24 protein-coding genes and 1 pseudogene are annotated in these 22774 nt (G+C 46.0%); all 25 read right to left on the reverse strand.

The window, feature by feature from the left end:
• Nucleotides 1-181: 181 nt before the first annotated feature.
• Nucleotides 182-409, reverse strand: a complete 228-nt coding sequence (locus DSZ37_RS16590; RefSeq protein ID WP_037296628.1) for a DUF6103 family protein — start codon at nucleotides 407-409, stop codon at nucleotides 182-184.
• Nucleotides 406-1602, reverse strand: a complete 1197-nt coding sequence (locus DSZ37_RS16595) for an antirestriction protein ArdA (RefSeq protein ID WP_109727969.1) — start codon at nucleotides 1600-1602, stop codon at nucleotides 406-408. Before DSZ37_RS16595 ends, DSZ37_RS16590 begins: the two co-directional genes overlap by 4 nt.
• Entirely contained in the window at nucleotides 1599-2054 is a 456-nt protein-coding gene (locus tag DSZ37_RS16600) for a hypothetical protein (RefSeq protein WP_109727970.1), read from the reverse strand. Before DSZ37_RS16600 ends, DSZ37_RS16595 begins: the two co-directional genes overlap by 4 nt.
• Before the next feature lie 5 nt (nucleotides 2055-2059).
• A complete protein-coding gene (locus DSZ37_RS16605) occupies nucleotides 2060-3046 on the reverse strand; it encodes a hypothetical protein (RefSeq protein ID WP_109727971.1) in 987 nt (328 codons plus the stop codon).
• Nucleotides 3047-3057: 11 nt separating this feature from the next.
• Nucleotides 3058-3411, reverse strand: coding sequence for a hypothetical protein (locus tag DSZ37_RS16610; protein WP_109727972.1), 354 nt, complete (start codon nucleotides 3409-3411; stop codon nucleotides 3058-3060).
• Between the two features lie 20 nt (nucleotides 3412-3431).
• The gene (locus DSZ37_RS16615) at nucleotides 3432-5258 is read right to left on the reverse strand and encodes a VirB4 family type IV secretion system protein (protein ID WP_109727973.1); all 1827 of its coding nucleotides are present in this window, start codon (nucleotides 5256-5258) and stop codon (nucleotides 3432-3434) included.
• The gene (locus DSZ37_RS16620) at nucleotides 5242-5829 is read right to left on the reverse strand and encodes a hypothetical protein (protein WP_109727974.1); all 588 of its coding nucleotides are present in this window, start codon (nucleotides 5827-5829) and stop codon (nucleotides 5242-5244) included. Before DSZ37_RS16620 ends, DSZ37_RS16615 begins: the two co-directional genes overlap by 17 nt.
• Complete coding sequence (locus DSZ37_RS16625; protein ID WP_109727975.1) at nucleotides 5816-6097, reverse strand: hypothetical protein; 282 nt, start codon at nucleotides 6095-6097, stop codon at nucleotides 5816-5818. The genes DSZ37_RS16620 and DSZ37_RS16625 overlap by 14 nt, the downstream gene beginning before the upstream one ends.
• A gap of 11 nt (nucleotides 6098-6108) precedes the next feature.
• Nucleotides 6109-7047 carry a conjugal transfer protein TrbL family protein gene (locus tag DSZ37_RS16630; protein ID WP_109727976.1) on the reverse strand — a complete coding sequence of 313 codons (939 nt, stop codon included), beginning with the start codon at nucleotides 7045-7047 and terminating at the stop codon, nucleotides 6109-6111.
• On the reverse strand, nucleotides 7040-7324 hold the full coding sequence (locus DSZ37_RS16635) for a helix-turn-helix domain-containing protein (RefSeq protein ID WP_109727977.1): 285 nt from the start codon (nucleotides 7322-7324) through the stop codon (nucleotides 7040-7042). The genes DSZ37_RS16630 and DSZ37_RS16635 overlap by 8 nt, the downstream gene beginning before the upstream one ends.
• Before the next feature lie 4 nt (nucleotides 7325-7328).
• Nucleotides 7329-9083 (reverse strand): type IV secretory system conjugative DNA transfer family protein, encoded by a 1755-nt coding sequence (locus tag DSZ37_RS16640; RefSeq protein ID WP_109727998.1) that lies wholly within the window; start codon nucleotides 9081-9083, stop codon nucleotides 7329-7331.
• 113 nt (nucleotides 9084-9196) lie between these two features.
• A complete protein-coding gene (locus DSZ37_RS16645) occupies nucleotides 9197-10603 on the reverse strand; it encodes a DUF3991 and toprim domain-containing protein (RefSeq protein WP_109727978.1) in 1407 nt (468 codons plus the stop codon).
• A gap of 17 nt (nucleotides 10604-10620) precedes the next feature.
• Nucleotides 10621-10884 carry an anaerobic ribonucleoside-triphosphate reductase gene (gene nrdD / locus DSZ37_RS16650; protein WP_109727979.1) on the reverse strand — a complete coding sequence of 88 codons (264 nt, stop codon included), beginning with the start codon at nucleotides 10882-10884 and terminating at the stop codon, nucleotides 10621-10623.
• 1 nt (nucleotide 10885) lies between these two features.
• Complete coding sequence (locus tag DSZ37_RS17835; RefSeq protein ID WP_181380356.1) at nucleotides 10886-11623, reverse strand: hypothetical protein; 738 nt, start codon at nucleotides 11621-11623, stop codon at nucleotides 10886-10888.
• Between the two features lie 13 nt (nucleotides 11624-11636).
• The gene (locus DSZ37_RS16660) at nucleotides 11637-12059 is read right to left on the reverse strand and encodes a hypothetical protein (RefSeq protein WP_109727980.1); all 423 of its coding nucleotides are present in this window, start codon (nucleotides 12057-12059) and stop codon (nucleotides 11637-11639) included.
• Nucleotides 12060-12083: 24 nt separating this feature from the next.
• Nucleotides 12084-12416, reverse strand: coding sequence for a DUF3852 domain-containing protein (locus DSZ37_RS16665; RefSeq protein ID WP_109727981.1), 333 nt, complete (start codon nucleotides 12414-12416; stop codon nucleotides 12084-12086).
• 4 nt (nucleotides 12417-12420) lie between these two features.
• A complete protein-coding gene (gene srtB / locus DSZ37_RS16670) occupies nucleotides 12421-13263 on the reverse strand; it encodes a class B sortase (RefSeq protein ID WP_109727982.1) in 843 nt (280 codons plus the stop codon).
• A complete protein-coding gene (locus DSZ37_RS16675; protein ID WP_109727983.1) occupies nucleotides 13260-17624 on the reverse strand; it encodes a SpaA isopeptide-forming pilin-related protein in 4365 nt (1454 codons plus the stop codon). Before DSZ37_RS16675 ends, srtB begins: the two co-directional genes overlap by 4 nt.
• A gap of 12 nt (nucleotides 17625-17636) precedes the next feature.
• Nucleotides 17637-18563 carry a hypothetical protein gene (locus DSZ37_RS16680; RefSeq protein ID WP_109727984.1) on the reverse strand — a complete coding sequence of 309 codons (927 nt, stop codon included), beginning with the start codon at nucleotides 18561-18563 and terminating at the stop codon, nucleotides 17637-17639.
• Between the two features lie 115 nt (nucleotides 18564-18678).
• Nucleotides 18679-19044: a SpoVG family protein gene (locus DSZ37_RS16685; protein ID WP_109727985.1), complete on the reverse strand. Its 366-nt coding sequence runs from the start codon at nucleotides 19042-19044 to the stop codon at nucleotides 18679-18681.
• A gap of 19 nt (nucleotides 19045-19063) precedes the next feature.
• Nucleotides 19064-20449 carry a DUF3849 domain-containing protein gene (locus DSZ37_RS16690; protein WP_109727986.1) on the reverse strand — a complete coding sequence of 462 codons (1386 nt, stop codon included), beginning with the start codon at nucleotides 20447-20449 and terminating at the stop codon, nucleotides 19064-19066.
• Nucleotide 20450: 1 nt separating this feature from the next.
• Entirely contained in the window at nucleotides 20451-20717 is a 267-nt protein-coding gene (locus tag DSZ37_RS16695) for a hypothetical protein (RefSeq protein WP_109727987.1), read from the reverse strand.
• Nucleotides 20714-21757: a DNA adenine methylase gene (locus DSZ37_RS16700; RefSeq protein ID WP_109727988.1), complete on the reverse strand. Its 1044-nt coding sequence runs from the start codon at nucleotides 21755-21757 to the stop codon at nucleotides 20714-20716. Before DSZ37_RS16700 ends, DSZ37_RS16695 begins: the two co-directional genes overlap by 4 nt.
• Before the next feature lie 18 nt (nucleotides 21758-21775).
• Complete coding sequence (locus tag DSZ37_RS18060; protein WP_109727999.1) at nucleotides 21776-22390, reverse strand: hypothetical protein; 615 nt, start codon at nucleotides 22388-22390, stop codon at nucleotides 21776-21778.
• A 66-nt stretch (nucleotides 22391-22456) separates the two neighbouring features.
• Nucleotides 22457-22774: pseudogene (locus DSZ37_RS18140) on the reverse strand (pentapeptide repeat-containing protein); the annotation flags it as partial.

Here is a 22774-nt window from a genome sequence, read left to right on the forward strand (position 1 = left end):
GTTTGACGCCAGCCTTTTACCTGCAACCCAGAAACCGCCCTCGGAAGCTCTCCGAAACCGCTGTTTCGGACCGCCGCCAAAACTGCCCGAAAACGGCTCAGCACTCCCCCGAGGTGGTATCCTTTCCCGACCGTGCCGCACAAAATCGCACACAGCGCATTCTCGCGCGACACGGGGCGAGTTACTCTTCGGGCTTCGGTGTGCTGTCTACAGACCTGCGAGGTCTGCGTATCTGCTGCTTTGCTGTCAGTTCGATGTACTCTCTGACGTTCTGCGGCACAACCTTGGTATATATCTGCTCGACCTGCTTGTCGAGCTCCGCCGCAAGTGTCGTGTTCTTCTGCTCGAGATACATCTCTATCGCAGACAGCTTTTCTTCGGGTATCTGTACTGTTATTGATCTTTTCATGTCATACCTCCCATGCTCATTGCCTCGGACTCGTCTTCTGCTTCAGCTTCGTCCTCGGTTAACTTCTCAGCTTCTTCCATTGTCTCAGACTCAGCAGTCAGCGTAGTATAGAGCTTCTGTCCCTTTCCTGAAAGCACACCGTACTCAGTTAGCTCTCCGTGTTTCCGGGCGAGCACCTGCTTTCCGAAGTCATTCATATCACAGTTCTCCAGAATGCTCCAGTCGAAGTTGGTCGGGAATACACGGCAGGCATACACCTTACCGTACTGGCTCTCATCCTGCACCATCGAATCGAATTCGTATTCATTCAGGCTGTCGATAGCCTCTCTTGCTCCTGAGAATGTCTGAATGTTCTCAGTCTCCATAACAGCTTTCAGCTTCACTACATCTGACTTTCTCATGCCTGCGAGCTGCTCCGAAAGAGCTATCATATCTTCAACCCAGTACGCTTCGTAGTAGGCAGCATCGGTGATGTTCGGCAGTACCGCCTCCACCTCTGTGATATACATCTGCTCCGGAGTTGAGTTGTGTTCGGCTGAGTATGCTCTCAGCCTGCGTATATCCTCGGGCAAGTTGAACCACTGTGCCTGGTCAGTAGTAGTTGCTGACGGAGATACCAGAACTCTGAAAAATCTCTTGTCAGGCACCTCTATCGTGAGGGATATGTCAGGTTCCTCGTAGCTGTCAGGCATACAATAATAGCCGTCAACAAATAAACCGTTATCTCTTTCAGCAAGAAGCTTTCCAACTTTTTCATAGTCCAATAGTCCTATGACGGCATCTGAACATTCCTCGATCTCAGGCAGCATTTCATTTTCAACAGCTATCTCACCAAGCTCGGCATAGTTCTTCGCCGGATACACAGGGACACAGTCGATGCCATAGGTCATCGCTATCATATCATCAATACTGCTTTCAGGATTCCTCATGAGCACACTTTTGAAGCCTGCTTTCTGATGATCCTCGAGCCGCTGAAAACAGTCTGCGAATACGTTCAGCTTATAAATGTCAGCCTTATGCCACTTATCAAGGATGTTCGCAGGCATATCAATCATATCATATTTTGAGAACATGAACTCTATTTCTCTGCCGCTCTGTACGTTCATCCTGTCGAGGATATCCTGCACATGAATCGCAGATACAGGCAGTCCCCAACGGACTTCCATGTCTCCATATCTAAGTGTTACTGTCATGTGTTCATCTCCATTCCTAATTTTTCTTCCTCTGCCATATCTTCGTTCATTGCCTGTTCCAGAGGTTCACGCTCATAGCAGAAGCAGTAACAGTCGTAGTCTCCGGGCTGCGGCTTACACCGCAGGTAGTAGGTATGCTCGTCCGTCTGAATCTTGTAACCGTTGCCACGACTGCCGAGATCCAAGGACGGATTCTCTCGGATAAATATACTCATTGCAGTCCTGTCCTTGAGCAGTCCCTGTCGGAGCTCCTTCGTTATCTCATTGAACTCAACCTTGAACTCTTCATCATTCAGTTCGCTTGTAGTTCCGAACCATGAGCCATAGAACTGTCTTCCCGTTCCAAAGTCGAACCGCATATGACCGATCTTAGATGCCTTTATTTCTTCTTCGTCGCAGGCATAGAAGAGCTTTTCTTCACTCTTGTCTGCCGTTGTAATTGTTATCTTCATATTTTTCAACCTCCTGTAGTTGTTTCAGTAGTCGCTTCTGTCGTTGGCTCCTGAAGCTCATTTATCCTGTCCTGTACCTCCTGCGGATATGCCACCGAATCGAAGGTACACCATGAAGTCCAGCCACCCTCTGTGAGGCTCTGGCACTGAACGCCGCCCATAGCAGAGGAGAAAACAACCTCTCCACCGCCGACATAGACACCAAACTCGCTGCCGTTAAAGACTCCCACACCTTTCACATCAGGCATCGTATCGATGCTGCCTTGTTCGGTATAGTACAAGTCGATAGTGTCGGAAGTGAACACCTTATTCTCCGTATCATACCTGACGTATCCCATGATAAGACCGACATTATCAGCACAGCGCAGTCTGTTCTCTCCGGTCCTTTCACCGAAGCAATTGTCAGCATACTGCCATTCCGACATATATGCATTCTCTGCCCAGGATGCAAGGTCGGCAGCATTTTTGGTGGCACTGTCTGTGAACATATGAGGATCGATAGTTGCATTCATCACAAAAGTATACGTCCTCATGAACTCATTGTAGTCAATGCTCAGTCCGTAATTCTGATTGATGCTGTCGATGAGTATCTCATCATTGGGTGCAGAATAAAAAAGATGAGCGTAGAAGTTCGCATTGAAACCTTCTACCTCATCAAAGTATGACATATATATGAGCTGCGCCTTTATGGTCTGATTTGGTATGCCAAGTGCTGTCAGCTCTGCTTCTATCGCATCACCTGCGGACTGTATTTCAGACATCCGCTCCTGCTGCTCGGGAGATAACTGCTCTATGAAAGCACTTTCATTGAAAGTGTTCCTGTCTATCTCAGGTGGTTCGATGTCAACATTACCCAAGGTGTAAATGGCAATTATAGGAGCCGCAAGCAGGAGCAGAAAGCCGACAACTATACTGCCAATAAATATCAGCACCTTATCTCTGGTCTTTTTATCAGCGAGTATCTTCGCCAGCAATATCAACACTTTTTCCATTTGCCGCCTCCTTACTGCATCTGCATTCCTGCGCCCTCGCTGAGTTCGTAGTCAGAATACTCATCTTTCTTGTCATACATCTCGGATACCATATCGCTGAACTGCTCCTTTACAGCTATGTTATTCGGATCATTGAGGGCGGTTATTCTGTCGACCAGTATCTCCAGCGGTTCCTTGAACTGTAGCAGGTATTCCGCTTCATCCTCTGTGAATGAGTCTTGGATATTATCCTTTACGAATCGGGCAGCAGATATTTCATCGGCTTTCTCTATGAGTTCTTCGTGACTCAGGTTCAGCCATTCTTTGTACTTATTCTTATATTCAACATTGATCACTGCGTCCAACTTATCAATTACGTTGCTCATTCTTCATCACCCCTTTCAGTTTATCTTCCTCCAGCCGAGCCGAAGAGAACCGCCTTGTATTTCGGTGCCTTGACCATGAGCAGATACCTCTCATTGCCGCATCGGTAGAGGCAGGTACCTCTCTCCGGAAACCTGATCAGCTCATATTCCGCAGGCTCGAGCTGAAGCGTATCTATGAATTCCTCTGCCTTTATGTTTCCTGGATTGAACAGAAAGTGATGTGTCGGTATACTGAACAACGGCTTAGTCAGCTCCCTTATATCAGGCTGCAGGAAGTCCTCAAGGTTCTGAGATGCGAGAATAAATGCAGATTCCTTCTTACGACAGCGTTTCATACCATTGCGGATATATTCTATCGCCGTTCTGTTGTAGAGGAAGAGGTATGCCTCATCTATCGCCGCTATCGAATTGCCCTTGCCAAGTATCTGGTCGTTCATATACGACAGAATATTGAAGAGTAGAGTATCTCTCAGCTTTTTGTTGGTGTCCATAATACCCTTGACTCCAAAGCATACGAAATCGCCGCTGCGGATATTTGTGTGACCGTTAAAATATTTCGACTCAGCTCCTTTGCACATAGAGTAGATTCCAAGACAGATTCCCTGAATCGTATCCTCGGTATAGATATATTTAGCCTCATTATCAAAGCTACGGTATTCCTTCTCGCAGAGCTCGTACAGGTCATCCATTACCGGATAGTCCTCGCTTGTGATAGTATCGAGGTCTGTTGTATCGTCGATACCGAAGCGAGCATACAGCCTTATGAGCATAAGCTCAATGGTGTCTATCTCCGCATCAGTAAAATCCTTGTATGCACGGAAGAAATCCTTGAGATATGAGATGTGCTGACTGAGCTTGGATATCTTTCTGAACGCCTCAGGTTCGTCCTTATTTCCTTTTTCGCCGTCAGTCCACGACTTAGGCTCCAGCGGATTTATCATATATTCACCGCTCATCATATCGATGTAGGTGCCGTCAAGGTTTTCACAGAGATCATGGTACTCCTGCTCGGGATCCAGTACAAGAATATTCTTTCCTGATTCCCGGAGATTGCAGAGCAGGAGCTTCATCAGGTACGACTTACCCTGACCGCTGTTTCCGAGGATAAGGATATTACTGTTGGTCTTATCTTCGGTTCTACGGTCGAAATCCACAAGCACATTACTGCCGTATTTGTCTCGCCCGAGATAGAAGCCGTGTTCATCAGTTTTGCCGCTGTAATTCAGGGGATAGAGGTTAGCCACCGCACTCGCAGGGAGTATTCGCTCGTACTGACCTCCGAACATATTCATTCCGCTCGGAAGCACCGACAGGAAGCCTTCCTTCTGACGGAGGATTAGTCTGTCTACGGATATCTTTGCTCTTGTAAGCTCCATTCTTGTGTCGTTCTGGAGCTCCCTCAGCTTATCATCACTATCTGCTTTCAGCTCAATAAAAACGGAGCAGTGGAGGAGAGGCTCCTTGTTGCGGTTCATGTCACTTACGAGCTCAACTATGTCATTGATGTTGTCCTGAGCCTTTATGCTCTCGTTGACGTTATTGACAGTAGTCATCATATGGTTTTTCCTCATTGCCTGCTGTACTATTTTATCCTGTTCGATACTGTCTACCAGCCTGTTGTAGATACGGAGCGTCACTCCGTTCTTGTCGGCAAGGTGTGCCAGTATTGCGAGCTGCTCTGTTGTGGGAGGGTACTCTGTTATTACCCATACGGATTTATAGTAATTACCGCAGATATAGTGGTCAGTGTAGAATTTGACTGCTCCCGGCACTATGCGGTCGAAGTAGCTCTTTACACTCATTTCTTCCTTCTGCTCTGCGGTAAGCTCCTTATTTCTTTTCTTCATTCGTATCAGCCTCCTTGATGTAGTTTTCACCTTCGATATCGGGTATCTCATCTCCGATAATGCTTGCACCGAAGTACAGTGCCAGCATTCTCTTGATCTCAGCCTTATCCATACGCTTGACAGTGAAGCCATGCTCAGAGATGTTCTTCTGCACCTGTGATATGATACCGAATATCTGCTCGGGCTTCTCTCTGCGGAAACGCACAGCAAACAGGAAACGCCGAGCCGACGACATCTCAAGCTGTATCTCGTCAAGGAAGTCGTGGTCTGCCTGCAGAAGCTCTCTTACCGCAGGATTTTCCTCTTTCTGAAGTCTTTCCTTGACGTACCACTTATTGCCGTCGAAACGCTCTGCACTGTCCATAGCGATTATTTCAAGGTCGGGTATCATAGACAGAACGGTTGTCAGGTCATGTACCTTCACCTCAATATTTGCTGACGACAGCACCGAGATATTTGTCGGCTCTACGGCGAAGAAGACTATCTCCGCCTTGTCCGTTTTCACGCCGTAATTAGTAAAGCGTTCAAGACCGATGAGGTCCTGAACGCCGTTTCTCTTATTCTTTGACATTATTTCGCTCCTTCCAGCGGTACTCCTGTTGACTTAGCAGGAAATATTTAACCGCATTTATGATATAGTCCAGCACCGACATATCGTCTGCTCTCAGGCTTATGAGTGCAAAGCAGACCGTCACCGCCGCAGGTATCACATTCCAGAAATTAGCGAATACAGCTACTGAAATGATGATGCCTGCACATATGATTATAAAGTCTCTGACCGACCAGAACCACAGTTTTACCGTAGCTCTGAGGTTCTCGGGATAGATATATGTTTTCATCCGACACCTCCTTAAGTTGCTACCTTGGATGCACTCTTTATGAGACCTACAGCTCTTGAGCCCATATTGACCGCATGACCTACCGCCATTACATTGACTCTTGTACTTGTATCCAATCCGTACATCTGTGCGATACGAGGAACCTCATTAGCTGATAAGCATATACCTGCCGCCAGTATCGGGTGGTCGGGACAGGTCAGCAGTCCGAGGAATAATATTGTTGTCTGCAGGAAAGCTGTGAGGCAGGTAGCTATGACCTGCTTGCACCAGTTTACAAATCCGTCTGTATATCCTCTCGGTACGCTGAACATATACAGGCTGCCTACCGCTATCTGACACAGCAGTATACCGCCTCTCTTGATATTTGCGAATACAACCTTTATGGTGCAGTATCCGAAGAGTATTATGAAAAACAGGCTTGACAGTGATACATCTGCTCTGAGAGCTTCCAACGCCTCCATTCCTGCACTTGTAAGAGTAGCACTTCTGTTTTGTATCAGTGCTCCAACAAGGTCATTGGCAAAGGTGTGCTGCAGAGATACGCAGAATGAATATAGCCGCTGCGGTACTACAGTCAAGAGACTACAAGCAAAGAATCCTTTCAGCACATTCAGACAAGTGTCCTTTATATTCGCATGACCGTTTTCATATGCTATCGCCGTATCGAACACTGCAACTACCATACCTGTGATAAACAGTATCCAGCCGATATTATGGAACAGTGTCAGGAAGGCTTGTATCCAGCCAAGCTGAAACAGGTCTGTTGTTGACTGATCAATAAAGTTAAAAATATCCGCTATGCCGTCATATACAAGCATAAACAGCCAATCAAACATTACATCGAATATAGCTCGGGCTGCTTCACTTGTAACAACGCCGACCGTGTTGTCCCACAGCGACGATATTCCGTCACCGATCCAGTCTATGGCATCGCCGATCCAATCAAACATTATCATCCACCTCCTTGGAAACATCCGTCAGCCTGTAGAGGTTTGAGCTTGAACCACCGTTGTTGCGAAGTCTCGGCTGTTTCTCTATGAGCCCTTTTTCAAGGAGCTCATGGAGAGCCCTGAATACTGTTCTTCGGCTAAGGCTCAGGTCCTGAGCTATGGTCTTGGCTGACGGAAAACATTCTCCTTTCTTATTCGACCTATCGCAGAGGTAGCAGTAAACCGTTACTGCTCTGTGGGGAAGACCTAAGTCATATATTCGTCTTTCAACATTCAAACTATCAGCTCCTTTTTTCAGTTTTCAGATTAACTTTTTTGTGTTCTTCGGGCATCTCCTGTGGTTCATAAGAATTATCAACAGGTATCGGTATAGTCTTCTTCGGCTGCGGATACTTTACCGCAACCTCTCTCATAAGCTCGTCACGCTCCATATATGTGACAGCTCGTGCCGCTTTATCTGCCATCATGAAAGGCTTTCCGAACTTGATACCCCATTTGAAGTACAGTTTTAATTTGCTTATCATCGGGTGAGTTCCGGTTTTCATAACTATGAACTGACCTTTCGGCATACTTTTGAGTTCGTCAACGGTCATCAGCGGTCTGCCCATCATCTGAATGGAACGTGAATGCTCCTTTCCCAGCGATACCGAGCCGCTTTGTACTGTCTGCTCACCGAGAGCTTTGGACAGCACCTCTGCTGACTGAGACTGCGGTGCAAATCCGCCGAATATGGTTAACTGCGTATTGTCAGTGATTATCTCCGAGCCTTCCTTGCCGTATTTCTGCTCAAGCTGTGCAAATGACTGTATAATTGCAACTATGGATATCTTTCTTGAACGTCCAGCGGAGAACATCGCTTCGGCTCCCTCTATCTTGGGGAAGGTGCCGAACTCATCACAATAGAACATTACTCTGTTCGGCAGTGCACCGCCGTGTTCATCAGCGATGACTAATATCTCACGGTATAACTGCTGTATGAGGAGTGATACCATGAAATATTTCGACTGATCTTCCTCGGGAAGTATTATGAATATAGCGGATTTCTCGTTACAGAAGCGTTCTGCGTCTATGGCTGTACCGAAGCACAGGATCTGCTCCATCTCGGAGTCCAGAAAGCTATTCAGTCGGGATAATGCTGTACTCATTACCGACAGCATCGCCTGATCCGCTGAATTCAACGCCGCACCTGCAAGCCACTTTGCTTTGTGGTCGCTTGGCAGGAGTTCCATCAGCTTTGTGAAGTACATCGGCGGCTTGTCCTTAGCATTCTTCGGAGGCGGCTTTGCTATGAGATCCTGTATCAGCTTGAAAACGGATACTATATGCCTCTCATTCTTCTCACCGAACTCAGCTAACAGCAGAATTATCGATGAAAGCAGTCCTTCCGCCGCATCATAGAAGAATGCATTCTGACCGTAGTTTGAGCTGTCACCACCGCCGATATTGATTATCGTCTTAGCTGTGATCTTTGCATATTTCTCGGCTTTAGCCTTTGCAGATAGGTTCGTTCTATCAGAAAGATAGATATCCATATACTTGTTCACTAAGTGCAGGATATTATCTTCATCGCTTCGAGTAGGATTTCTGAGATCAAGCACTGATACATTGTACCCATAGCAGTTCTTGGCTATATTTCCATAGTTTCGAGCTATGTCTCCCTTCGTATCCGTTGACAAAAACGACATTCCGCTTGCACAGCAGAATTCAATGTTCGGATACAGAAAATAGGCGGTTTTTCCGACTCCGGCTGCACCTATCATAAGGCTATGAACATCTCCTGTATCAACAAGAGCTGTTGTATTCAGCTTTCCATGACATCCTATGACCGTACCTTGTACCTTTGGCAAGTTCTTTCCTTGCCTCCACAGTTCAGGCTCGAATGGCAGAGAGACAAAAGTCTGCCTTATCTCCGGCTTGGTTGCCCACCTTGCTGTTCCATGCTGTCCGTCACCGACCGCCTTTGATTTAATACTGTTTATCCCGCGGCTGTCCAGTACACTTACAACTATTGCAAAAATTATCAGACATGCCGCCATTAATGCTAACAGATATATTTTCTTATCATCCAATATCTCACTTCCTCTTTTGCTATGTTAATAATTAGTTACTTGTATACTTAATATATGCCTATGACATATTGACGCGCCCCCTATGACAATGAAGGAAGCGGAGATAGCTCCGCTTCCTCGTCCTGGTCTTCATTTTCGCTCATTTCTTCCGCAGGTGCGGTGACCATATCTGTCTCTGTTTCGACTTTTACTGCACAGTCTGCAAGCTCATAGAGCCGTTTGGCTGTTGCTATGGACTGCTCATATGTCCTCGCAGGCTGTTTCAGGTCACTGAGAACCTCTTTCAGCTTATTGCTCAGATCTCTGCATTTAACATCGAGCCTTGCCTTATCCTTGTATGCTCTGTACTCTTTTCTCAGCTTTGCTTTAAGGGCAGAATGTGCCTTAGATTCGTCCTTTACACGCATGAAAAAAGCCGAGCCTGCTAATGCATACTCGGCAAGATATCTGTATTGTCCATTCTTAAAGGCTGCCCTGAGCTGTGATGTCAGCTTATCGGGACGGCAGGGGTAATAGCCTAAATTATCGACATTCCCATAGAACGTCTGCTTTCTTTCATGCGGTACTGCGATCAAAGCAGGCTGTCCGTTTCGTGCTTTCAGATCTTCGTTGAAGTCCTTGTTGGTAGGATATATCCTTGTAACATTGGTATATCCTCGCTCCTGAAGCAAGTCATTGAGCCTGTCGTATGCATCGATACCACCCTCGTCATTATCTGTACAGATAACGATATGTTCTATGTTATCGTGCAGATCCAACGCTTTCAGCACAGCAGACTCATACACTCCGTTCATTGCGATGTAACTGTGTTCCTGCCAGTTTTCAGGGTGGAGTGTGATATATGACAGCATATCTATCGGTGCCTCGAATACATAGAGCCGCCCTGATGTGCCGTAGTGTGCAAAACTGTAATCAGTATCAGAACCCTCGACGGTAATACGGAAGGTCTTTCCATAGCTGTTTGTAGAGCGTTTATGAGCCTGTTTCGGGACTCCGCTCTCGTCGTATCCCACGAATACAGCGTTATGATGCTCCGAGTCCTCATATATTTTTCCTTTCTTTGCGAAGAACGATACTACCTCGGGAGCGATATATCGCTGTTTGATCAGATATGCGTATACTCTGTTAATTGTCTTGTTCTTAGGCGGAAGAGTGAATTCCTTTTTAGGCTCTGGTGCTGTCTCAGGGACACTTCTTGCAAGGGGAGAGACTGTATATCCCAGCAGGTTCTGGACAGCATCTGTGAAGGACATACCGTAGAAATACTGCATGAACTTGATAGCACCGCCGCCGGTCTGATTCTTGTGATCAAACCATGTACTGCCGAACATAGTTATGCTGTCGTGTCTGCCGCTGCCGTCGGAATATATGAGCTTATACTCACGTCCGACCTTTTCAAGTGTTTCCCCACGACTTCGCAGAAAGTATTCAAGATCCACGGAGTTTGCCATGACCTTCTGTTCATCCGTGAATGGTATATATGGCATAGTTTCACCACCTTCTTTTATATCTCATGCTTTATCCGCTGGCTTTCCTCGGCTCTCTTGGCATTATTGAAACGGTCAAGCGTTCCCACGAGGTAGCCGGTTATCCTGCGGATCCTTTCAAAGGGAACGGTGTCGTAGTTATACTGAATATCCACATAGTTGCCGTTTATCGTAAGCGTCAGTTCGTTTATGATACGGTCGGGATGTTTCTTCCGTATTCTGCGGACATACTCGTCGATCTCCGCCTGTGACATAGTACCGCCGTTGACATTTACTTTCATATCAATATACCACCTTTTCCGCAAGCTGCTTTATGAGCTCCGAGAAGTTCTGCCTTTCGGTCATGTCCGTCGAAAGGAGCTGACCTGATATTACGGTCAGCTTGTTATCCCTGAGTACAGCATATACTTCGGCATAACCGAACTGTGTGGACATTCCGTCCGTCTTCTGGATAGCTCCATATCGCTGATACTTGCCCTTACTCACAACACTGGTTATCATACGGTAGTTTGAGGTAAAGTCCACACTGTTTATGCCGTTCATACCGGCAGTTATCTGCTCATAGCTGTAGTCACCGTATCTTCCAAGGACATTTTCAACGTCATTTTTCAGCGTACTTGCCGAAATATCCATAACAGAAACTTCTATCTTACCGCCGCCGTTCTTTCCCTTGACAGTGATCTTCTCAGTGCCGTTCTTGGAACTTTCACACTCGAAGTCAGCCTTTTTAATGACTTCATCTGTAATGCCTGCGGTATCTTCAAACTTTATTTGTGAGCCGAGGAATTCGGATATAAAGGTACTCTGCTCGAGCTGTCTTCTTTCTTCCTCAGTCATCGGAGGCTCGGTGGGAGCTTCTGTTGTCTCAGCTATCGTTGTCGGTTCTGCAGTAGTAGTCTCAGTGGTTGCGGGGGCTGTTGTTACGGTCGTATCTATTGCAGGCGGTTTTATCGTACCGCAGCCTGTTAAAGCTGCGGCAATTAAAATGACGGCTATCGCCGCTCTCATATTATTCTTCATTTTCATACCTCCGTTAAGTGAGCGATATATTCAGTTCTTCGTCTTCAGATAATTCCTGTTCAGCAAAGCATGACAGGTAATCGTCAACTGTTTCCGACATAGCAGAATAGTCATTACTGTTGGGATGATAACCATACCAGTCAACGTTATTTCCATCTTTCCAGATATATGGTGACTGGATATTGGAATATATCTTCTTATTCCCGATAATATCGCCAATCCCCATAAGCTGGGTATCGATAGGGCCTTCACTCTTGTTGAAGAGTTTCAACCGAAGTGAGTTGTAGTGGTTGGCTACGATACCTGTAACGAATTCCAACTTACCAGTAACGTCATCGGACAGCCTGAATACACAGGACTGTCCGACAAACTTTGGGTTCTGAATGTATTCGCTCCTGTCAGTTATCTTTTTAAGTTCGTCTGTAAAGAAATTCATATTTATCACCTTTATCCTTTTCAATCAGAGTATCGACCAAACATACAGCGGAGCTGTAAGGGAAAAGAGCAGACCGCCGAAGATAATGGCAATAGGAGTCCATTCAAGCGTACCATGTTTTCTGTACTCCAAATACGCCGTAGCGATCTTGACGAAGAGCAGAACGCCGAGTATAACGTCAATCACAGGGAATACAACGTTATTGACTACGCTTTGTATCTGGTCCTTCGCCGATGTCCATGTGCTCTCTACTGCACTCGCAACATCGCCTGCGGCATAGGCATTCATAGCTGCAAAGTTCAGCATTGCCATAAATGCCGTTACAGCACATACGAGCTTGGTTTTCAGTTTTCTCATTAGATCATGCCTCCTTGGTTTCTACGAGCTTTCCTGTCAGGATAGTTCGTGCGTTCTGAAATTCATAACTACAAGTTGATAGCGATATAAACCTGTCATCGTCTGAATAGGTTATCTCTCTGCCAACAACCGATTTATCGCAGATATGCGGAACCCACTCCGCCACGGGAGTATCTCCCTCATACAGGCTGTCATGCCAGTCTGCAACAGCACAGGAGAAAAAGTCAATCCTGTATACTGTCTCAGGGGTAGCAAGCCAGCCGTACTTGTGGCTCTCGAAATAGCTGTCATTCTTGAAGTTGGTCACCTGTGCGAACATGGAGCCGTTCTTCATGTTATGGGCGTACACGATATTTATCGGATTCCGGAATCGTCCTTCACAGCGATAATCAAGGAATACCGAGCCTGCTTTCAGGTATGTTCCGTCATACGCATGAGACAAATAATAATCATTATCGTCTGACTGCATAATCGGATATGATATTACGGTATCAGGGATATACAGCCAGCCAAGTGCATTTGGATATGCTGAATTCAGCGACTGTGCTGAGTCAATAAGACTATGTCTGACCTCTGCTGATAACTCGGGAGATGCTGTTGTTATCGCAGCTTCCGTAGTGTGCTCAGCAGTTTCGACTGTAATGCTTGTAGTAGTTGTGGTTGTTGTCTCAGTTTCGGATGCTTCGTCAAGTGCTAACAAAACTGTCGGAGTAGGCATATATGGCTTTATTTCCGTTTCTTTCAGTTTCTGACGGAAGTCATCCTTTGTGAGCAGATATGCGCCTCCTAAAAGGAGGGCGGCTGCCGAAACAGCCGCCAGAATGCGAAGTATAGTTTTCTTTTTCATTCGTTATCTTCTCCCTCAATAAAGTCGGGGCAGAGTTCTGCGTAATCGTCGACAGGCTCTTCCTTCTTCTTTCTTGTGAATAAAAGTACATTGACAATGACAAGTCCGAGGAATAACATAATATATCCGAGAGGACTCTTGCCTGTATCGCCTGTAGCAACATTAGGTGTTGTTACAATAACAGCTTCGTCCTTCATAGTTACCTCGGTAACGCTTCCGTCTGCATTGACGGTAAACTCGATATCCTCAGCGGTATTGTAGCCGTCAGGTGCTGTGATCTCACGGAGAGTGTAAGTTTCGCCTGCAATGAGCTTTGCCTCAATATAGTGAGGCTCGTTTGTGGATACCCATTCCTCGACGACATTGCCGTCCTTGTCGATGACCTGAAGTGTTGCACCTGCAAGCTCTGTACCTGTTGTCATATCCTGCTTGCTGATCTTTACAAGTGTTGCATCATCGATCATTGTAACAATGGGATTTCCGTCATCATCAAAAGCATTAGCCTCAACGCCGTCAACAGTAACATTGCCGTACTCATCAATAGTGAAGCTGATGTCTGTTGCGATAACATAACCGTCGGGAGCTGCAATTTCCTTGAGAGTATAGCTGCCTGCAGGAATGTTTGTAATGATGTGATTCTCGCCGTTAGATGTCCATTCGTCTACGATCTCGCCGTTTTCATCGATGAGCTGCATAGATGCACCTGTCAGCTCATTGCCGTAGAGTTCTTCCTTGCTGATAGATACAGTGATCGCCTTATTTTCCGCAGTTATCTCCACAACATCGCCGTCTTCGCTGATAGTAACATGATACTGCTCGTCTGAAAGGATATATCCGGTAGGTGCTGCTATCTCCTTGACGATATACTCACCGAAAGGAATATCTATGAAACCGAAGTTTCCTTCCTCGTCGGACTCGTCTGTAAGGTATGCGTTCTCAGCTGTGAACTCAGTCTCGTCAGCCTTGAACAGACCGAAGAGAGCGTTTTCGAGGGGATCACCATTTTCGTTGACCTTCTTACCGCTTACTGAACCTCTCTTAATGTCATTGATGAATGTACCGCAGTCGATGTTGACAGTAGACATTTCCTGTCCCATGTACTGGAAGTTAACAAGATATTTCTCGCCGTTAAGCATATAGTGCTCATCGGTTGCTATCTCCTGAACATAGTAGCGTGAGAACGGGAGCTTTTCTGTAAAGTCGGCTGTCATATCCTCGCCAAGCGATACCTGTGCGATAAAGCCGTCCTTGGGGATAACTGTGCCGTCTGCGGCTGTGATGTCCTCTGCAGCATAGAGTCCGAAAAGAACGGACTTGTACTCGTTGTTGTCGCCGATGCCAAAGAGCTCGTCATGCTCCATGAACTTGGCAAGATTGATGTTAACGCCCTGATAGTCGTTGTAGAATGTGTTGTTGATTGAGTCTGTGATAGAAACCTCCTGTCCTGCGTAGGTGAGTTCAACTTCCTTTGCCTCATCATTCAGTACATAGCCATAGGGAGCAGTTTTCTCCTTGACAACATACTTGCCGAGGTAGAGAGGCTCAGTTGAAGCATTTCCGTCCTTGTCTGTGATAATGTCAGCAACTACCTCGCCGGCAGATGCTCTGAATGTTCCGTCTGCTGTGTAAATGTCCTCGGCTGCGATAACTTCGAACTCAGCTCCGCCAAGCCCACTTTCCTCAAAAACGGGTGTATAGGTAGTAAAGCCTGCTGTTCCTGTTTCACCGTCTTCATTTGTATGGATAGCGGGACCGATTGCCTGAACTGTCTTGAAGATCTCGCCACGCTTGCTTACGGAAATTCTGCCTTTCTGAGCTGTGTCAGCCTTTGTGACCTTAATTATATTTACCGCATTTTCCTCATCAGCATTCTCAGCGTTTACAGTGAAAGAAACAGGCGTACTATCAAGTACATATCCAACAGGAGCCTGCACCTCAACGAGCGAGTAATCGCCATATTTAAGGCTGTCGGGAGTAATGAGATATCCCTCACTGTTGGTATAGAACGTGTCAGTACCGAGATTTATAAGATTTCCGTTACTGTCATAGATCTGGAAGCCTGCGCCCTCATAGGGAATTACCTTGCCAGTCTCAGCATCGACCTTTGTTACATGGATATATGATCTGAAAGGCTTATTATTGAGTATATATTCGTATGTCTGTCCTTCTTTTGCGATAGTTACATCAAAGTCAGCGACAAACGCCGCATCGTTTACGGTCTTTGTCTGATGAACAGTATATACGCCGTATGGCATATCCTTTGTCTGAGCGAAGCCGTTCTCATCAGTTGTGAGATAGTCTCGCTCTGTTTCCTTAGCCTTATCATAATTGCCTGCGGACTTGAGGTACACCTCGAACTCAGCACCTGTTTCAAGATTCTCGACTTTATCGTCCTCATCATCACTGTGCTTGATGATAGAAATATTGCCCTTTACTACGTCCTCTGTAACATCGAAGGCGATAGGATTGACCTCTAGCTTGTAATTCTGAGGTTCGGCACCAACCTTGTATATCTCGTCATTGAGCTGATATCCCTGTGAAGGTGTGAGCTCCTGAAGAGTATAGTTTCCGCATACGAACTCATCTGTAACGAAGTGTCCGTTCTCATCAGTAGTGTAGGTAGCTATCCTCTCACCGTCATGATAAAGCCCGTAAGTTGCACCTGCAAGAGTAGCATCGCCCTGTGCGGTGATGTTCTCACTGTCCTTCTTAATGATCTCAGCTGTGAACTTCTTCAGCTTATTCTCGAACTTTACATCCACTGTAGCATCTGCTGTAAGGGTAGTGGTCTGATCAGCAGGAACAACATATCTCACGGGAACATCCTTCTCGCTGATAGTATAGGTGATGGGCTGGTTGCTGCTGTCATAAACGGGAATACTTGCAAGGATAGCCGTACCGTCATTGGCAGTTGTCAGCGTATATGTCTCACCGCCGCCTGTGATAGTGAATGTCCTGTCGCCGTTCTGACCATCCTCGGACTGCTTGTTGATCTTTATATTGCCCTTTTTCAGTGTATTCTCAAAGTCAACAGCTACTGTCAGGTCAGCATTGCCGCTTGTGAGGGTAATGTCCTGAGCCTTTGGAGTAACATATCTTGTATCGGTATTTATCTCAGAAACATTATATGAGATAGCCTGTCCACTGCTCATATCATATACCTTAAGGTTTTTGAAATCAGCAACACCGCTGTCATTAGTCTTAGCTGTCTTGGACTGTGACTTTCCGTTCTCTGTCCATGTCACCTTGAACTCACGGTCGCTCACGATGCCGTCTTCCGCAGTCTTGTTGATCTTGATGCTGCCAAACTTGTAATCTTCAGTTACCTTTGTCATGCCGGGACTAATAGTGTACACCGTAGTGTCAAGCTCATATCCTGTAGGAGCCTTTGTTTCCTTTGCGTAGTAGGTGCCGTTGGGAAGGCTTATCGCACCTCTGCCGTCTGCACCAATAGTAATTGAGCCAACTGACTTTGTGCAAGCCTTATCTGAATATATGCCATACACCGCCGTACTGTTGTCAACAGTAGACTTTCCTACAAGATTGCCGTCCTTGTTGTACTTGTCTATCTCGAATGTCACATCTCTGCTTGTGACTCTGAACGCATACATATTCATTGCAGTGGCTTTCTTACCGTCAGTGCGATTATTGATAACACAGCCGTTGGAACCGTTTGACTCAATACGCCAGTGAGTTCCGCCGTCACCGCTGCCGTCGCCCACAGTACAGCTGTTGATGTAGCTTTCATTTACGCCGATGGATTTGAGGTAGCTGATGACCTCATTGCGATTATTGAATTCGCCCATGTAGATCCAGGAGTGGTCCTCGCCGTTGAGATTATCGGCAATGACCATAGAACCTGGAGTGATAGTTGAGCCGTCAGCACACTCCCAATATGGACGCTCTGTGTATGGGATATTTGCCTTTTCTACATCGATTTTGGATGTAACCCCCTTGTAGGTGATTGTACAGTTATCATTCACCGAAAGCCAGTGAGGGGTATCCACAGGAACAGGATTGTTCCAGCTGAAACCGCTTGTGCTGTAGCCCAGATGTGTCAGTGTGTAGTACAGAAGACCGGAGCAGTCAACGCCCTGCTGTCTGACATAGTCGAGGGAGAGCGGAGAATAGCTGTCCTGATAATATACACCTGTATATCCCTTAAAACCCCAGCCATATGGAGAGCCAAGAAGTGTAGCCGCCTGAGCGATGACCTCATCAGAGGAGGGAAAAGCGGTATTCTCAGTTGTCATAGCTGCACTTGCAGAAATGCTCGGAATAGTTGTTCCAAGCATAGAAAAAGCGCAGGACATCGCTAAGAGTCCTGCGCCGATACGGTTGAATATTCTGTTTTTCATCATATTATTTTCCTTTCATTCATAGTCGTTGTCACTCAGTGTTACGCTGAGCTCGTTTTCATATTCATCGAGTATGCTTGTGAAGCCGAAGTTTCCGCAGAGAAATCCGCCTGCCTGAGTGTCGAGTACATACCACACACCATCTACGTTAACAGCATTTGCACAGTGAGCATACCAATCGGAGATAAGTGCATATTTGCAGTCAAGTCCGATGCCCTCGCACAAGCACATTGTTACTGCCGACAGATATGTGCAGGAATCATCATTGCTGAAATTTGCCGTTACATAGTCAAATACGGCCTGAACCTTGCTGCTGTCGCTGCCGTCATTTGACAGGTTGCTGCCGACGTTAACGTAATAGTCTTTATTATGACTGTCGCTGAAATATGTCAGCCAGTGTTCTGTTATATTCATTTTTGCTGGCTCTGTATATATCTCGGCAGTTGTTATCGGTGGAGCAGTAGTTATCGGCTTTGCAGGCATTGTAGTCTGCGGAGCTTTTGTAGTGACCACCGGAGGAGATGTGCGTACAGTTGTTGTAGTCTTATTCTCCTTTACCGCAGGAGCTGTAGTTGACCTTGGAGGTGAAGCCTGAGCTTTTGTTGTATTTTTGCTCTCGGATTTCTTAACCTCTGGAGTACCATTATCCTGCGAGTTTTGAGATCGTTTGCTTTCCTTCTTAGGCTGAATATCTGTATTTGCGGCTGCTGTTGTCACACTCTCAGCAGTCTTCTCAGTTACCGACTGTGAGCTATTCTTCCTTGTGACCTCATTCGTAACTGTTACTGCTGAAGTAGTCGTATCCATTGCATCTGAGGCTGTTGTTTCCGTATTCTGACTAGCCGTCGTGGTTTCCTCTGCAACATACGGTTTATCTTCTGAGATATGACCACAGCCTGTGAGTATAGCGGATATGAGCAGGATAGTAATGAACTTTTTCATATGTCTGACCTCCTCTTTTTTTATCCTACTATACCACACCGCTTTTCAAAAATCCATACCTAAGTTGATTTTTCTACTTTTTCAACTATACGCGCCGCCTGATTTCCGACAATGTTCACATAGACATTTCGGGTTCAGGCTCCGGTTCTTCGAGTTCATCTTCCTCATCCTCGGGCAGGTCCTGTATCTCGATACCTTCGTCCTGAGTCTGAGAAAGTGCCTCGTCGTACTTGTCGAGTACAGCCTGAGTCAGAGCCTCACGTGATCCCTTGGTAATGGGGTGAAAAGTATCACGGTACTTGGTCTCGCCGCTGCTGTTGGTGTAAGATGTAGAAGGCATAGAGACGAAGAGTCCCTTTTCGCCCTCACAGACCTTAACACCGTGTACAGCAAAGTAGCCGTCAAGCGTTACGCTTGCGAATGCCTTGATAGATGAATCAGGCTTGTCGATGATTTTAGTGATCTTTGCGTTTACTTTCATACTTTTTCTCCTTTCGTTTTCAGAAACATATCATTGTCATTCCGATGTCTTCCTCGGGCGATATCTCTATCACCGACTGCGGAAACATCTGTATATACTTATCTACCTGTTCGTCGGTCAGAGTGCAGGAGTCACGCTCTCCCTCGTCGTTATAACCGTCGCCGCAGATAAAGCAAGTACCGTGAATAAGGGTGTTGCCTATGACTCTGTTCGGTGCAGAGTCATTGAGCAGAAATTCTTCATTGCAGAAACAAAGTGCATCGCCGTTTTCCTCGAAGTATACAGGTTCGATAAGACCGCCGACTATGCTCTGCATCGCATGGATATCCTTGCGTATCTCAGCCTGGTATGGCTCCCTGTCATTTTCAAGAATGACCACCTTCATGAGGTCTTCATGATCTGTCTGAGATACATCGAAGTCATCAAGTCTCTTGAATCCAAAGCTGTCAACAAAATAGAAGCCACTGTCTTTACCTTCACAAATCTCGATAACATCGCTGACAGACATTGTATGGCCATAGAAACCGAGTGGTGAGTTACCGATATTACACTGCATATATAGCTCTCCAAGATCATGAGCATAGGCAATGCCGCCGTAGACCTGCTGATATATGCCCGGATCCACACCGCCCTTGCTCATTGCGAAGTCGTAGTCCCTGAATTCAAGATCCTTCATATCCTTTTCGGAGTTGATCTGATAGATACGGACCTTAATCTTAGGAGCGGATATTGCTTCAAGACGCTTTGATGCCCATTCAGGAAGCTTTTCCTTGTCTGCAATACCAATGAAGTCACCTCTGGAGAAGTGAGACTTCTCGCCGTCAGCAATGAAGGTACCAAATACCTTTCTGCCGATACTGTTTGGATCACAGCCGAAGCCATTTTCTGCGTAAAAATACTGGAATGCAGGCTTTCGGGACTGATCATTGAGTATCTCAGGTCTAAGGATAAGCAGTTTATTTGCGTAATCCTCTTTGTAGCTGTCCTTGAGGCATTCCTCAGAAGACAGAAGTCCCAGAGCCTCATATTCAGCTCTTACACTGTCGATAAAGCCGTTAAGCACCGCAGGATGCGACTGCACTGCGTACTCATCGAACTCGTATTTATCAAGGTGTGACGGAATGATTGTGCGAGCCCAACCCTTGTTGATGTTTGAGAATCTGCCGTCGAAGCTCTTATTCTTAACGGTTGCCGCAAGTACCCACATTGTGCGGTCATATCCGAATTCATCGAATATATCGCCGACGCAGCTGGTATCAAGGTGCATACCGTCAAAATGAGTGCGGATGGCTTCTTCGATAGCCTCCTTGCACTTGATGTTCTCCTTCTTGCTTTCCTGATACTCTCTAAGCTCGTTCTCGTATTTGGCGGTTTCTCGAGAGTATTTGTATATAAGCCCCTTCAAATCACATCATCTCCTCATCGCAGTAGTTATAGAGCGGACAATCATCGCAGTTCCCGTAGTTCCTGCATATTGCCTCGATCTCGTCCTCTGTAAGCGGTCTGCCCACGTATTCTTCTTCGTCATCTTCGGGTATAGTTACCGATAAGCAGGCGTTTCCGTTTACGCAGACGAGCTCAACTTCCGCAGGAATACCTTCACTTGTGAAGAGTCCTGTATACGTTGTTTTTCCGTTAGCCATTATAGCCTGTGTTGATAATACTCTTTTCATAAGATTATTCTCCCTTCTTCGTTTATGGTATCGGACATATCCATCAGAGTGAGCTGTCCGTTGCCATAGTACATTTCAAAAATATCGAAATTTGCAATTATAACTTCATGGTAAACTGCTCCCGGATTACTGTGCAGGAGCATACTATGCGGTCTGTCCAGCCGCATTATGAACCATTTGTCTTCTGAATAAAGTTCATCTATGAAATCACATTCGTTATATGAAATTATGACCTTTGCCTTGCACTTCAGGAGTGCATCATGAAGTGCTTTATGCATCATATCGCCGAAAAGCGGAACTCCGCTGTAGCATTTCTCCGCCATATAGTACGGAGGATCACAGTAAAATATGGTTGTAGGACTGTCGTGAAGCCGTATTATATCAAGACAATCTCTGTTATCCACTGCAATGTGCTGTAATACCCTTGATGCTTCGTTAATGAGGCGAATGGCTGTTTCAGCATTTGTACCCTTACAAGCCCAGCTCCTTCCTGTAGCAGAGAAGCTGCACTTCATTAATATGAGGAACATGAGAGCGTCAAAGAGCTCAGGATCTTTTTCCCTTCTCTTATACAGCTCCCATGCCAGCATTGAATTCATCCAGACATGCTGTTTATCCTGAATACTGCCTGCTTTATTGAGCATTTTAAGGATTGAGTCATAGAATTCCTCGAATGTGTCAGCTCTGTAAAAAACAAGACAGCAAGCGTTGAATTGATCGCGTATATTCGCAAATATACGCTGTTCGATCTCTTCAACGAGCTTGCCGTCTTTTCCGAATGCACCTGCGAAAGCGTTTACAAGATCTCGGCACCGAGTCTTGATAATGGTATAGAAATTCGTCAGGTGCTGGTTATAGTCATTGTATATCTGAATGGGTGCGTACTTGCCCGAAAGCGATACCGAGCCTCCGCCGCCGAATACGTCCACGAATTTATTCTGTCCTTCGGGGATTATCCGCTTAATTACGGGAAGGAGTATCGTTTTACCGCCGATCCACGGTATCGGAGGTTCGCACCCTGTGGTCAAAATGCCTCCCATTATACTCCTTTCCGGAGGTCAGTTCATAGTTACCTCCATTCCTTCATCCTCGCTTTCATCCATATCGTCATCAACTGACGTAATATTGACATATTCTCCGATAATACAGAGAGCCTTATTGTAGTCGCCCGATGATGTGATGCGTTCACACATCTCCTTTGCCTGTTCAGCCATACCGTTCCTCTTGAGAGTTTTTGAAGCTATTCCCATGAGGTTAAAAATGTTTGAATCTTCGCCGATAAGCGGACAATCGGGCTTTTTCTGCTCCTGTGCAGGCTGTTCCTCGATAAAACCGCCGAGCCTGTTTGGTACATAGTCTGAAAGCCAAGTTCCGCCGAACTGCTCATGAGTCTGCAAGCGCCACATTGCCAGCTTTCCGACATCAAGCTCCACATCCTCGAAGGGAAACATGATATTTGTGTGGCCCTCGTTCTCGAAAACGTACATTTTTTCAAATGCCGTATGCCTGAGTATCTCAGTATCAATAAGGGCAGAATTTATACCGTCAGCCCATTCCTGAAGATCTCCGCCGCAGCCCTGAAGAATAAGTCCTTCCTTGTCACTCATCTTACGCAGATCCTCCGGAGATACCCTTATGATCTCTGCTTCGGGGAGCTCATAACAGTTCTGCATACTCATGCCGTCAGTCTCACACTTATCAAATGCGATATTTCTCAGCGAACTATGGGTGAAAACAGCAGATTTAAGGTCACACTTATCAAAGGACACATCTCTGAATGCTGCTTCTTCAGCAGTAAACATGGTGCAGTCACAGCCGCTGAACTTCACATTATTAAGCTCGGCGAAGCACATACCTGCATCTGTCATATCACAGAGCCTGAACTCGCAGTTTCTGAACACCGCATTATTGAACTGCATATTTTTGAATGATAATCTCTCGAAGGAGCAATTCTCGAAAACAGCTCGATCTCCGCATTTTTCATCCTCAATCCATTTATTATGCATGAATTCCGCTGATTCAAGCTCTTCCTGCGTTACTTTTCTTTTCTCGTCCAT

Source organism: Ruminococcus flavefaciens, from assembly GCF_900116855.1.
Lineage (GTDB): Bacteria > Bacillota > Clostridia > Oscillospirales > Ruminococcaceae > Ruminococcus > Ruminococcus flavefaciens_R.